General features: G+C 69.5%; 14 protein-coding genes. 10 read left to right on the forward strand and 4 right to left on the reverse strand.

Translation table 11 applies throughout. From position 1 onward, the window contains the following. The first annotated feature begins 36 nt into the window (after window positions 1–36). The 3 genes from QTI51_RS27750 to gloA2 are packed head-to-tail and all read left to right on the forward strand — an operon-like array spanning window position 37 to window position 1,771. Window positions 37–519 (forward strand): RidA family protein, encoded by a 483-nt coding sequence (locus QTI51_RS27750; protein WP_116911750.1) that lies wholly within the window; start codon window positions 37–39, stop codon window positions 517–519. Next, window positions 516–1,013, forward strand: coding sequence for a GNAT family N-acetyltransferase (locus QTI51_RS27755; protein WP_286516855.1), 498 nt, complete (start codon window positions 516–518; stop codon window positions 1,011–1,013). The genes QTI51_RS27750 and QTI51_RS27755 overlap by 4 nt, the downstream gene beginning before the upstream one ends. Next, entirely contained in the window at window positions 1,010–1,771 is a 762-nt protein-coding gene (gloA2, locus tag QTI51_RS38985; RefSeq protein WP_353506557.1) for an SMU1112c/YaeR family gloxylase I-like metalloprotein, read from the forward strand. Before QTI51_RS27755 ends, gloA2 begins: the two co-directional genes overlap by 4 nt. A 170-nt stretch (window positions 1,772–1,941) precedes the next feature. Here the strand turns inward: gloA2 and QTI51_RS27770 are convergent, their stop codons facing one another. Further along, a complete protein-coding gene (locus QTI51_RS27770) occupies window positions 1,942–3,342 on the reverse strand; it encodes a sensor histidine kinase (protein WP_286516856.1) in 1,401 nt (466 codons plus the stop codon). Window positions 3,343–3,349: 7 nt separating this feature from the next. Continuing rightward, window positions 3,350–4,039, reverse strand: a complete 690-nt coding sequence (locus QTI51_RS27775) for a response regulator transcription factor (protein ID WP_116911749.1) — start codon at window positions 4,037–4,039, stop codon at window positions 3,350–3,352. 140 nt (window positions 4,040–4,179) lie between these two features. Here QTI51_RS27775 and QTI51_RS27780 point away from each other — a divergent pair, with 140 nt between their 5' ends. The 5 genes from QTI51_RS27780 to QTI51_RS27800 are packed head-to-tail and all read left to right on the forward strand — an operon-like array spanning window position 4,180 to window position 8,364. Further along, window positions 4,180–5,040, forward strand: a complete 861-nt coding sequence (locus QTI51_RS27780; protein ID WP_116911748.1) for an alpha/beta hydrolase — start codon at window positions 4,180–4,182, stop codon at window positions 5,038–5,040. 35 nt (window positions 5,041–5,075) lie between these two features. After that, the gene (locus QTI51_RS27785; RefSeq protein ID WP_116911747.1) at window positions 5,076–5,384 is read left to right on the forward strand and encodes a phosphopantetheine-binding protein; all 309 of its coding nucleotides are present in this window, start codon (window positions 5,076–5,078) and stop codon (window positions 5,382–5,384) included. Further along, the gene (locus QTI51_RS27790; RefSeq protein WP_116911746.1) at window positions 5,381–6,661 is read left to right on the forward strand and encodes a beta-ketoacyl-[acyl-carrier-protein] synthase family protein; all 1,281 of its coding nucleotides are present in this window, start codon (window positions 5,381–5,383) and stop codon (window positions 6,659–6,661) included. Before QTI51_RS27785 ends, QTI51_RS27790 begins: the two co-directional genes overlap by 4 nt. A gap of 49 nt (window positions 6,662–6,710) precedes the next feature. After that, window positions 6,711–7,838: a sterol desaturase family protein gene (locus tag QTI51_RS27795; RefSeq protein WP_116911745.1), complete on the forward strand. Its 1,128-nt coding sequence runs from the start codon at window positions 6,711–6,713 to the stop codon at window positions 7,836–7,838. Window positions 7,839–7,881: 43 nt separating this feature from the next. Further along, window positions 7,882–8,364 (forward strand): GNAT family N-acetyltransferase, encoded by a 483-nt coding sequence (locus QTI51_RS27800; protein ID WP_116911744.1) that lies wholly within the window; start codon window positions 7,882–7,884, stop codon window positions 8,362–8,364. A gap of 19 nt (window positions 8,365–8,383) precedes the next feature. Here the strand turns inward: QTI51_RS27800 and QTI51_RS27805 are convergent, their stop codons facing one another. Then, the gene (locus tag QTI51_RS27805; protein ID WP_116911743.1) at window positions 8,384–10,654 is read right to left on the reverse strand and encodes a heavy metal translocating P-type ATPase; all 2,271 of its coding nucleotides are present in this window, start codon (window positions 10,652–10,654) and stop codon (window positions 8,384–8,386) included. 158 nt (window positions 10,655–10,812) lie between these two features. On the opposite strand from QTI51_RS27805, the gene QTI51_RS27810 reads away from it, so the two are divergent. Together QTI51_RS27810 and cueR are read left to right on the forward strand one after the other, a co-directional pair. Beyond that, window positions 10,813–11,007 (forward strand): heavy-metal-associated domain-containing protein, encoded by a 195-nt coding sequence (locus tag QTI51_RS27810; protein WP_116911742.1) that lies wholly within the window; start codon window positions 10,813–10,815, stop codon window positions 11,005–11,007. Further along, a complete protein-coding gene (gene cueR / locus QTI51_RS27815; protein ID WP_116911741.1) occupies window positions 11,004–11,405 on the forward strand; it encodes a Cu(I)-responsive transcriptional regulator in 402 nt (133 codons plus the stop codon). The genes QTI51_RS27810 and cueR overlap by 4 nt, the downstream gene beginning before the upstream one ends. 45 nt (window positions 11,406–11,450) lie before the next feature. On the opposite strand, the gene QTI51_RS27820 is transcribed toward cueR, so the two are convergent. Then, window positions 11,451–12,452 carry a YcjF family protein gene (locus tag QTI51_RS27820; protein ID WP_286516859.1) on the reverse strand — a complete coding sequence of 334 codons (1,002 nt, stop codon included), beginning with the start codon at window positions 12,450–12,452 and terminating at the stop codon, window positions 11,451–11,453. Between the last annotated feature and the right edge of the window lie 330 nt (window positions 12,453–12,782).

Consider the following 12,782-nt stretch of genomic DNA (forward strand, 5'->3'; position numbering starts at 1 on the left):
CGGACCCATCGTCCGCCGACAGGAGACCCCACCGCCATGGCCCGCATAGCGCAACGACTGGCCGATTCAGGCCTCGTGCTGCCCCCTCCCGTGACGCCGCCGCCCGGCGTCGTGCTCCCCTTCCAGTTCGTGCGCGTCGTCGGCCGGCGCGCGTTGATCTCGGGCCACGGCCCGCTCGCCGCCGACGGCACCATCGCCGCGCCGCTGGGCAAGCTGGGGCGCGAAGTGAGCGTCGAACAGGGCTACATGGCCGCGCGCCTCACCGCCCTTGCCATGCTCGGCAGCCTGCAGCGCGCGCTCGGCGACCTCGACCGCATCACCGCATGGACGCGCGTGTTCGGCATGGTCGCGTGCGCACCCGGCTTCGACAAGCAGCCGGCCGTGATCAACGGCTTCTCGGACCTCATCCTCGAACTCTTCGGCCCCGACATCGGCGCGCATTCGCGCAGCGCCGTGGGCATGGCGGAGCTGCCGTTCAACATCCCGGTGGAGATCGAGGGCGAGGTGGAGTTCGAGTGACGAGCAGCACCATGCCCACCAGCCAGCCCACGCCCTGGACCTTGCGGCGCGCCACCGCCGAAGACGAAGCCGCCGTGGCGGCCTGCGCGCACGACGCCTTTCGCATCTACGTTCCGCGGCTCGGCGTCGAGCCCCGGCCGATGCAGCGCGACTACGGCGAAGCCATTGCCAGCCTGCAGGTGTGGGTTGCCACGCTGGCACAGCACACCGTGGCCGCGCTGCTGCTCGACGTGACCGACGAAGGCTTCCTGATCGACGTGATCGCGGTGCTACCGGCGCACCAGGGCACCGGCGTGGGCCGCGCCCTGCTCGAGCTTGCCGAGCTCGAGGCCGTGCGCCAAGGCCATGCGTCGATCTACCTCTACACCAATGAGAAGATGACCGAGAACCGTGCGCTCTACCAGCGCATCGGCTACGTCGAATACAAGCGTGAAACGCTCGACGGGCGCACGCGTGTCTACCTGCGCAAGCCCTTGCACGCACCATCGAAATGAAGGCCGCGATGCAGCTCGATCGCATCCACCACGTCGCCATCATCTGCGCCGACTACGCGGTGTCGAAGCGCTTCTACACCGAGGTGCTCGGCCTGCGCGTCGTCGCGGAAAACCACCGCGCCGCACGCGACTCATACAAGCTCGACCTGGCCTTGCCGGACGGCTCGCAGATCGAGCTCTTCTCCTTTCCCGGTGCGCCGGCAAGGCCCACGCGGCCCGAGGCACAGGGGCTTCGTCACCTCTGCTTCGAGGTGCCCGATGTGCAGGCCGCGGCCGACAGGCTCGCGGCGCAAGGCGTTGCGGTGGAGCCGTTGCGCGTCGATGAATTCACCGGACGGCGCTTCACGTTCTTCGCCGATCCCGACGGGCTTCCGCTCGAGCTCTGCGAGGCCGCGCCGGCCGAAGACCTCGATGCGCTGCTGCTGAAACTCGAAAGCGCGCTTCACCTGCGCGAGGTGCGTGCGACCGCCGCGCAGCTCGAGGAATTGCTCGACGACGAGTTCCATGAACTCGGCGTGTCGGGCGCCGTGTGGACACGCGCAGCCATCGTCGAGGCGTTGCGCGACGAAGCGTTCTCGGAACGCACGATGACGGACTTTCGCGTGCTGCGCATGGCGAGCGACGTGGCGCTGGTGACGTACCGCGTGCACCGCGAAGCCAATGCACAAAGGCCTGCGGCGGATTCGTTGCGCAGCTCGTTGTGGAAGTGCAGGCAGGGGCGGTGGCGGATGGTGTTTCACCAGGGCACGCCGCTGTAGCGGGAGGTGGCTTTTCTCCTTCCCCCACTGGGGGAAGGCAGGGATGGGGGCAGGCCTTCGAACAGGCGCCGCGCTTGAACCCGCGCCGCCGTGCCCCCACCCCGACCCTCCCCCAGCGGGGGAGGGAGCAAGACACAAGGCCGCGCTGAGCGGCCCTAAGCCTCGCCGAACTAAGCCTCGCCGAACGCCACGCTCACACGCAGCCCCGTCGGCTCCGCCGCTTCCAGCCGCAGTTCCGCCCCCAGCAGCTCCGCGTAACGCGACACGATCGACAGCCCCAGCCCCGAGCCCTGCCCCAGCTTCTGCCCCTCGGGCCCCTGCGCCCAACGCTGCATCAGGTCGCGCTGCGCCTCCAGCGGAATGCCCGGCCCGTCGTCGATCACGCTCAGCGTGCGGCCCGCCAGCTCGACCGTGATGGTCTGCCCGCCATAGCGCAGCGCGTTGTCGATCAGGTTGTCGAGAATGCCCTCCACCAGCGCTTCGTTGGCCAGCACCACCACGCCGTCGTCCAGGCCGCGCGCGCCCAGGTCGACGCCGCGCGCATCGGCCTTCGCAAGGTGGCGCAGCACCGTCTGCTCGGCCAGCACGTCGAGGCGCACCGGCGCGCGCTCCAGGCTCGCGCGCGCTTCCTCGGCCAACGCCAGCGCCAGCAGCTGGTCGATCAGGTGGCTCGCGCGGCCCTGGCGTTCGGACACGCGCTCCAGCTGCTCGCGCCACACCGCGGTGTCGTGCTGCGCCAGGCCGTATTCGGCCAGCGCGCGAATGCCCGCGAGCGGCGTGCGCAGTTCGTGCGCCACGTTGCCCACGAACTCGCGCTGCGCCTGCACGCTCTGGCCGAGCCGCTCGAACAGCGAGTTCACCGCGTTGCCCAGGCGCTGCAGCTCGCGCGATGTTTCGGCCACGGCCACCGGAGACAGGTCGTGCACGTCGCGCCGGTCGAGCGCGCGCTGCAGGTCGCCCAGCGGGCGCAGGTCGCTGCGAATGCCGTACCACAGCCAGATGGCCAGCAGCACCAGCAGCAATATCTGCGGTGCCAGCGCATAGCCCAGCAGCTGGCGCACCAGCGCGGTCCGGCTCAGCGTGGTCTGCGCGATGATCACGCGGTAGGGCATGCTGATGTCGGGCTCGGCGTCGTGCTCGAGCACCACCGCGCGCAGCACGCTGCCTTCGTAGTTGATGTCCGAGAAGCGGTAGCGCGCGCCGTCGATCGGCAGCGGCGCCTCCAGCCCCGACTGCCCCGAAATGAGCGTGCCGTCGAGCCGCTGCACCGCGAAGTACACCTTGTCGACCTGGTCGAACAGCACCGTGGCCACCTCGCGCGGCGTGAGCAGCAGCTCGATGCCGCGCTCGCCCGCCTGCACATTGGCCGACAGCGCGTACGCGTCGTCGAGCATGCCGCGGTCGAAAGCCTGTTCCGAAAAGTAGTTGGCGATGACCAGCGCGATGACCGCGCCGACCATCCACGTGAGCGCCAGCGGCACCAGCACGTTGCGCAGCACGCGCCGCGTGAGCGACGGTGCGGGTCGCGGTTTCTTCGGCTCCTGCAGCCGTTCTTTCGCGGGTACGGTCACGCGCGGATCAGAGCTCGGCCTCGAGCAGGTAGCCGATGCCGCGCAGCGTGCGAATGCCCGCGCCCGTGCCCTGCAGCTTCTTGCGCAGGCGCGAGATGAAGGCCTCCAGCGCGTTGTCGCCCAGCGACTCGTCGAAGCTGGAGAGCTTGTCGGACAGCGCCCGCTTGCTCACCGTGCGCCCCGGCGGGCTCATGAGCTCCCACAGCACCTCGAACTCGCGCGCCGGCAGGTCGAGCGGGCCGCTCGCGGTGGAAAAGCGCCGCGCCTTGCGGTCGAGCTTCAGCTGCCCCAGCAGCACGATGTCCTCGGTGCCCTTGGCGCGGCGCACCAGCGCGCGCAGGCGCGCTTCGACCTCGGCCAGGTCGAAGGGCTTGCCCAGGTAGTCGTCGGCACCGGCATCGAGGCCGGCAATGCGCTCCTCGGTGCGCCCGCGCGCGGTGAGCACCAGCACCGGCGTGCGGTCGCCGCGCGCACGCGCCTGGCGCAACGCGGTGAGGCCGCTGGCCAGGCCGCTGGTGGGGCTGGCGGTGGCCGGCAGGTTGAGGTCGAGCAGCACGGCATCGAAGGGTTGCACGCGCCACAGGTGGTCGGCGTCCTCGACGTTGGTGGACACATCGACGCGGTGGCCCGCGTCGGCCAGGCTGCGAACCATCACGTCACGCAGGACGGCGTCGTCTTCGACAAGCAGAATTCGCATCGTATTTAAGGAATGGTTAAGGGTGGGCTGCCCTGCGAGCGATGGGTCAGCGGCCCGTCAGTCGCTCCAAGCGATAAACGCTGCATGAGCATACGACAGCCACACGAAATACGCGCCACTTTCATGGCCGGCGCCAAGCGATGAGTGCACGCGAACCCTCCGATCAGTTGAGCATGGTGCCACCCGAGGTGCAACGCACCGCGGTGGTCCTGCTGCACGGTTTATGCAGCACGCCTGACGAGTTGCTGACCGTGCAGTCCGCGCTGCGCAGCCGCGGCTACTCGGTGCATCCGCTGGTCATCGAGGGCTACTCGTTCGATGCCGGCGCGCCCCTGCAGCACGCGGCGCCGTACGAGCGCTGGATCGACGCGATCCAGGCGCAGGTGAAGGCGCTGCGCGCGCAGCACGACCGCGTGATGCTGGTCGGCATTTCGGCTGGCTCGTCGCTCGCGCTCGGCGCGGCCATCCGCTGCGGCGACGACGTCGATGCGCTGGTGCTCATGTCGACCACGCTGCGCTTCGACGGCTGGGCCATTCCGCGCACGCAGTTCCTGCTGCCGCTGGCCTTCTACACGCCGCTGGGCCGGTGGTGGCAGTACCGCGAGCGCCCGCCCTACGGCGTGAAGAACGAACGCGTGCGCGCCTGGATCGAGCGCGAGCTGCGCCACCGCAAGGTCTCGCGCGCCGGCAGCTCCGTCATCGGCGTGGGCCACCTGCGCGAGCACGACCGGCTCATTCGCCACGTGCGGCGCAACCTCAACAACGTGCAATGCGCCAACGTGCTCGCATTGCATGCCCAGCAGGACGAGGTGGCCAGCGTGGCCAACCTCGACATCCTGGCGCGCGGCCTGCGCTGCCGCGCGTTCCGCACCGTGGTGGTCGCGAACAGCTACCACATGATCACGATCGACAACGACCGCCAGCAGGTCGTGCGCGAAACCGTGTCGTTCGCCGATGCGGTAGCGCATGGCACGATGCCCGAGCATCCGCTGTACGCCTGAGCCCCACAGACCCCGCCTGAAAGGAAAGCATCTCCATGTCGTCTTCCGCTTCTTCCGCCTCCGCTTCGCCCACCTTCAACAGCATCGCCACCATCCTGGCGACCGACTTCCGCCTCGAGCGCTCGGCCATCTCGCCGAGCACCGCGCTGTCGGACCTGGGCCTGGACTCGCTCGCGCTGATGGAGTTCGTCTTCGCCGTCGAAGACGCCTTCCACCTGCGCATTCCCGAAGACCGCCTCGACCCGCGCGAAGCCGGCATCACGCTGCAGCGCCTGTGCGAAGTGATCGACGCCGAGAGCAGCGACGCCGCCGTGTCGGGCCAGACCGCCGAAGCGACCGCATGAGCAGCGGCGCCGCCCACGCCGTACTTGCCGCCTCGGCCGCGCGCGCTGCTTCGGCGCCGGTGCGCGTGAGCGGCATCGGTTTTGTCACCCCCATCGGCCGCACCGTGGAAGCCTTCGACGACGCGCTGTTCGCCGGCCGCTCGGCCGTGCGTTCGCACACGCTCGAAATCAAGGGCATGGACACCGTGCAGCTGGCCGTGGCCGCCTGCGAGTTCGACTCCAACGGCGTGCGCAGCACCTCGCGCCTGCCGCTGGACCGCGGCACCGCCATGGCGCTGGCCGCCGCGCAGGACGCGGCGGGCGAAGCCGGGCTCGACCTCGGCACGCTCGACCGCGAACGCCTGGGCATCTTCTGGGGCAGCGGCCTCGCGGGTGCCGGCACCTTCGACAACACCACCAGCGCGCTGTACGGCGAGCAGCGCCGCATGCGCCCGACCACCGTGCTCACCGTGATGCCCAACGCGGCCGTGGCCGAGCTGGCGCTGCACTTCGGCGCGCGCGGCGCCGCCATTGCGTACGCCTGCGCCTGTGCCTCCTCGGCCGTGGCCATCGGCGAGGCGATGCGCGCCATTCGCGGCGGCTGGATCGATGTGGCCATCGTCGGCGGGCACGACGCCATGCTCACCCCCGGCGTGCTGGCCAGCTGGAACGCCATGCGCGTGATGGCGCCGCCGCCGGCCGACGCGCCCGCTTCGGCCTGCCGCCCCTTCTCGGGCGACCGCGCGGGCTTCGCCATCGGCGAAGGTGCCGCGGCGCTGGTGCTCGAATCGGAAGCGCACGCAGCCGCGCGCGGCGCGCAAGCCGCGCCCTTCGTGCTCGCGGGCTACGCCACCAACTGCGACGGCACCCACATCACCAACCCCGACAGCGCGGGCCAGGTGCGCGCCATGCGCGCCGCGCTGCGCGACGCGGGCATCGAGCCTTCGGACGTGGGCCACATCAACGCGCACGGCACCGCCACCTCCGCCGGCGACGCCGCGGAAGCCGCGTCGATCCGCGAGGTGTTCGGCCAGGCCACGCCGGTCAGCGCGACCAAGGCCATCCACGGCCACGTGCTCGGCGGCGGCGGCGCCATCGAGCTCATCGCCGCATTGCGCGCGCTGGCACGTGAAAGCTTGCCGCCCATCGCCAACCTGCAGGCACCCGACGCCGCGTTCGAGCTGGACTTTGTCCAGGGCGAGGCGCGCGAGGCCAAGGGCTTGCGCTACGCGCTGTCCAACTCCTTCGCTTTCGGCGGCACCAATGCCGTGATCGTGGCCGGCCGCGCGTCGCAGTGACCCGCCGACGCTGAAGATTCACTGAACGCTTGCTGAAAAAAAGAACACGGTGCATCGGCTGGTCGTTTTCGTGGTGCCCGTGTTCGCGCTGCTCATGGCGTGCGAGTTCGCCTGGGGCTGGCTCAAGCGGCGCAACACCTACCGCTTCAGCGACACGCTCGGCAGCCTGAGCCAGGGGCTGCTGAGCCAGGCGCTGGCGGTGTGCACCCAGCTGTTCCAGATCGGGCTGTACGCCATGGTCTATCCGCTGGTCGCGGTGTGGACCCGGCCCGACTTCTGGGACAGCGCCCTCGGCTGGGTGCTGGCCGTGCTGCTGTTCGACTTCTTCGACTACTGGCTGCACCGCGCGGGCCACGAGTCGGCCGTGTTCTGGGCCGCGCACTCGGTGCACCACCAGAGCCAGCACTTCAACTTCTCCACCGCGCTGCGGCAGGAAAGCACCGTGGCGTTCCTGGGCTGGGCGTTCTATTTGCCGATGGCGGTGGTGGGCGTGCCGCCCGAGCAGTTCGGGCTGGCGGGGCTGATCGTGCTGGTCTACCAGTTCTGGATCCACACCGAGCACATTGGAAAGCTGGGCTGGTTCGACCGCGTGTTCTCCTCGCCGTCGAACCACCGCGTGCACCACGCGGTGAACGATGGCTATGTGGACCGCAACTACGGCGGCATGCTGGTGGTGTGGGACCGCCTGTTCGGCACCTTCGCCGAAGAAACCGAACCCTGCGTGTACGGCACGCGCAAGGCGCTGGCGAGCTTCGACCCGATGCGCGCCATCCTCGGGCCGTATGTGCCGCTGCTGCGCGACGCGTGGCACACGCGGCGCTGGCAGGACAAGGTCGCCGTGTGGTTCAAGCCGCCCGGGTGGCGGCCGGCGGATGTGGCGGCGCGGTTCCCTGAAGCGCCTTTTTCGCTGGAAGAAGCCAGGCACATCCACGACCCGGTGTTGACACGTGCGCAGGCCGCCTCGGCGTTGCTGCACTTCGCGGCGTGGGTCGGGGTGACGCTGGCTTTTCTGTGGCGCGCCGACGACCTGTCGTTCCACACCGGGCTGGCGCTGCTCGCCCTGGCGGTGGGCGGGTTCTGGGCCATTGGCGCGGTGCTCGACGGGCGGCTGCGGCTGCGATGGGCCTGGTGCGCGCAGCTGGTGCTGCTGGTGTTTTCGGCGTTGCTGCTCACCTGACCCTCGCTATGCTCGGCGCCTTCATCGCTCCGAGGCTCTCACCATGCGCAGGCTGGCCACACCGGAAGACATCGACACCGTCTTCGCCGTCTACATGCACGAAAAGGTCGTTCCCTTCCTGGGCTACGACCCGATGCCGCTCGAAGACTTTCGCCCCATCTACCAGGGCCTGCTCGACAGCGGCTCCTTCTTCATCTACGAACGCGAAGCCCGGGTCGCCGGCTTCTACCGCGCCACGCGCTACCCGGGCCGCGTGCAACACGTCGCCTGCCTCGGCACGCTGGCCGTCGACCCCGCGTTCCACGGCCAGGGCATCGCGCTGGCGATGGTGAGCGAGGCCATCGACACGCTCAAGGCCGCGGGCGTGAAGCGCATCGAGCTCTTCGCCGAAAGCGACAACGCGCCCGCGCTGCGCTTCTACGAAAAGCTGGGCTTCGAGCGCGAAGGCACGCTACGCAAGTTCTACAAGCGCGCCGGCGAGGCCGACTACATCGACGAGTACGTGATGGCGCTGCTGGTCGACTGACCCGCCGCGCGCGACACCCTCAGGGCTTCCAGCGCCGCAGCAGCAGCGCGTTGGCCATCACGCTCACGCTCGACAGCGCCATGGCCGCGCCGGCGACCACCGGGCTGAGCAGCCCGAAGGCCGCGAGCGGAATGCCGGCCACGTTGTAGGCAAAGGCCCAGAACAGGTTCTGCCGGATCTTGGCCACGGTGCGCGCCGACAGCTCGAAAGCCTGCGCCACCAGCGCGAGGTCGCCTCGCATGAGCGTGATGCCGGCGGCTTCCATCGCCACGTCGGTGCCGCCGCCCGAAGGCGCCATGGCGATGCCGACATCGGCCGCGGCCAGCGCGGGCGCGTCGTTGGCGCCGTCGCCCACCATCGCGACGACATGGCCGTTCTTTCGCAACGCGCTCACCTGCGCCGCCTTGTCGGCGGGCAGCACGTCGGCGCGCACATCGCCGGCATCGATGCCCAGGCGCTGCGCCATCGCCTGCGCCGCGCGCAGGTTGTCGCCCGAGATCATCACCACGCGCAGGCCACGCGCACGCAGCGCGCGCACCGCTTCCGCCGCCTGCGGCTTGGGTTCGTCGGCAAAGGCCAGCAAGGCCTGCGCATGCGCGGTGCCCGCTTCGTCGAAGCGCAGCAGCGCCGACACGGTGGCGCCTTGCGCTTGCAGGCCGTCGATGTCGGCGGCTTCGGGCATGGCGTCGAGCTCGCGGCACCAGCGCAGGCTGGCGATGGCCCAGTTGACGCCGCCCACGCCGCCGACACCGCCCACGTCCCCGCGCACGCCGCGGCCGGGCCACGCCTGCATCGCGCCCAGCGGCGGCGCCTGCAGGTTGCGTTGCGCCGCGGCCGCCAGCACCGCCTTGGCCAAGGGGTGTTCGCTGCCGCCCTGCAGGCTCGCAGCCGTGGCCAGCAGCTGGTCTTCGCCAGCCTGGGCGCCGGCCAGCGGCACCAGCGCGGTGAGCACCGGCCGGCCGATGGTCAGCGTGCCGGTCTTGTCGAAGGCGACGGTGTCGACGCGGTGGGCAATTTCGAGCGCGCGCGCGTCCTTCACGAGGATGCCGTGACGCGCCGCCACGCCCGTGCCCGCCATCACCGCGACCGGCGTGGCCAGGCCCAGCGCGCACGGGCAGGCGATGACGAGCACGGCCACCGCATGGATCAACGCGGTCTCGATGCCCGCGCCCGCCACCAGCCAGCCGGCGAGCGTGACGAGCGCAATCACCAGCACCACCGGCACGAACACGGCCGCCACCTTGTCGACCAGCCGCTGGATCGGCGCCTTGGCGGCCTGCGCGTCCTCCACCAGCCGGATGATGCGCGCCAGCACGCTCTCGGCACCGACCGCGCGCACCTCGATCACCATGCGGCCGTCGCCGTTGACGGCGCCGCCGGTCAGCGCATCGCCCGGGCCCTTGGCCACGGGCAGCGGCTCGCCGGTGAGCATCGATTCGTCGACCTCCGACTGCCCTTCGATCACCCGCGCATCCGCCGGCACGCGCTCGCCGGGGCGCACCGCCAGGCGGTCACCCACCATCACCTCGGCCAGCGGCACGTCGCTTTCCTTGCCGCGCGCGCCGACCAGGTGGGCCAGCTCGGGCCGCAGCTGCTGCAGGGCGCGAATGGCCGAGGTGGCCTGGCGCTTGGCGCGGGCCTCCAGCCACTTGCCGAGCAGCACCAGCGTGATGACCACGGCCGAAGCCTCGAAGTACAGGTGCGGCATGGCGCCGTGGCCCGCGTGCTCGCCGGTGGCCGAGCGCCACCACAGCCACAGCGACAGGCCGAAGGCGGCGCTGGTGCCGAGCGCGACCAGCAGGTCCATGTTGCCGGTGCGCGCCTTCGCCGCATGCCAGCCGGCGCGGTAGAAGCGCGCGCCCAGCCAGAACTGCACCGGCGTGGCCAGCAGCAGCTGCACCCAGGGCGGCAGCATCCAATCGTGTCCGAAGGGTTCGCCGAGCATGGGCGCGAGCAAGGGAATAGACAGCGCCAGCCCGACGGCGACCGGCGCGAAGCCGTGCCACGGCGACAGCGCCGCGGCCTCGTCCGCCGCGGTGCTCGCCGCGCGCGGCTCGTAGCCGGCGGCGCGCACGGCGCGGCGCAGCAGAACGCCGATGTCGCCACCCTCGCCGGGCGCGGTGACCACGCGCGCCGACTCGGTCGCCAGGTTCACGCTCACGTCCTGCACGCCGGGCACGTTCTTCAGGGCGCGCTCCACGCGCATGACGCAGGAGGCGCAGGTCATGCCACCGACCGAGAGGTCGAGCGTGGCGGCGGCAGATGTCGGCAGGGGCTGCAGGTTTTCCATGGGTTCGAGGCTAAGGCTTCACACGATGGCAAGGTCAAGCGGAAACTTTCGTTGTCCCTGCGCTGGACATTGACATCGTGAGAGGGTTCAGACTGCGGTCTTCTTTCCGGTCGTACCCTTTCATTCAGTTCCATTCATCTATCCAAGGAGTCGCAACGATGAGCCAGAAATTCCAGGTCACAGGCATGAGCTGCGGTCACTGCGTGAGCGCGGTGCAAAACGCGGTGCAGACGGTGGACCCCGAGGCCCAGGTCACGGTCGACCTCGAGACCGGCCATGTCGATGTGCTGAGCGAGCAGCCGCGCCAGGACATCGTGGTGGCGATCGAGAACGCGGGCTACGCCGTTCAATGACGGGCCTTGTCGCCATCGGCGAGGCGGCGCAGCGCTCCGGCGTGTCGGCCCGCATGGTCCGGCACTACGAAGGGCTGGGCCTGCTGCCGGCGGTGGCGCGCACCGACAGCGGCTACCGCCAGTACGGCGATGCCGACATCCACACGTTGCGCTTCATCAAGCGCTCGCGCGACCTGGGCTTTTCGATGGAAGAAATCGCGGAGCTGGTCGGGCTGTGGAACAACCGCCGCCGCGCCAGCGCGAGCGTGAAGCGCATCGCCCAGAAGCACCTGGGCGAACTGGAGCAGCGCATTGCGGACATGCAGTCGATGCGCAACACGCTGTCCCACCTGGTGCACTGCTGCCACGGCGACGCGCGGCCGGAGTGCCCGATCCTGGACGACCTGAGTCAGGCTTGATCCAGACTTGAACCAAGCCTGATCCGGGCTTGAGCCCGGCCGGCTTCAGGCCCCGCGCACCAGCGAAAGAACCTTGCCCGCGTCCAGCGTGCGGGCTTTTTCCTGGATGGCCGGCAGGTACTGCGTCTGCAGGCTCTGCCCTTCCTTCACCACGCCCGAGAACGCCTCTTTCAGCATCTGCGTGGAGAGCGTGCGGCCGCCCGCGTAGTAGCGCTTGGCCACATGGCCCAGCGCGTAGGTCGAGGCAAAACTCATCCCCGAGCTCACCGCCTGGTTGCCCAGCCCGCGCAGCAGGCTACCGCCCACCTTGCCGAGCAGTCCGCCCAGCAGCTTGCGCCCGGCTTGCTCCAGGTACTGCGAGGTCAGCCCGACGCCGACCGTGGCCAGGAAGTCTTTCACGTGGCCGCTGTCGAGCTGGTAGCCGTAGGACTGGCCGATGCGGTAGACCAGCTTCATCTGCAGCGGAATGATCGCCATGGTCGACAGCGTCTCGGGCAGCAGCTCGAGCGCGCCGTTGAGGATGGCGGCGTTGAGGATCGACTTGTCGAGCTCGGCGGTGTCGGGCGTGGCGGTCGGGGTCGACCCCGTGGCTGTGGCCACCGCCGTGCCGGACGCAGAAGTGGCACCGGCCGCACCGGCCGCACCGGCTGCACCGGCGGAAGCCACCCCAGGCACCGCCGCCGCGATGTCCTCCGCCTGCTGAGAAAACCCGGCCGCCGACGCGTCCAGCCCCAGCGAGGTCCGCACGTCGGTCAGGAACAGCCGTTCCGCCTCCGACTGCGTGCCGTCCGCATCGCACACGCACACCGCCATTTCATAGGCCAGCTGCCGCGACTCGGGGCTTTTGAGCTCGCCGGCCACCGACGCCAGCGACACGCGCTTCATCAGCACGTCCTGGTAGAGCGTCGGCAGGTTCACGCCGTCGGCCTGCGAGAGGCCTTCGGCGATCCGCTTGATCTCGGCGCGCTCGCGCTCGTGCTTCTCGCCGTCGACAAACGCAGCCAGCAGGCTCAGGGTCACGATCGATTTTGTTTCTGAAGGTGTCATTGATGACATTTCGCAATATGGAGCGCCAATTGAGGTCGCCGCGAGGGCCCGGCGGTTTCGCGGCGCGTTCTCCCCACAAAACTTGAGCAAGTCTGTGGATAACGTTGGCACTTCTGTGTAGGGGCGTTGCAAGTGTTTGATTTGCAAGGGGAATCTACATATTGCCCAAAAATTAAGCAATTAATTTCCCTGCCCGAAAAACGTCTTTGGCAGATTTTTCAGGGGCCGTCAAAGGACAACTCTGGGGACAGTTTTTGCACAAGCCATGGCTTATCCACAGGCCGGTCGGGTTACCCAATGTTGTTCATTTGTGCGGTACACCACCGAAGC

This window comes from Variovorax sp. J22G73 (genome assembly GCF_030317035.1).
GTDB lineage: Bacteria > Pseudomonadota > Gammaproteobacteria > Burkholderiales > Burkholderiaceae_C > Variovorax.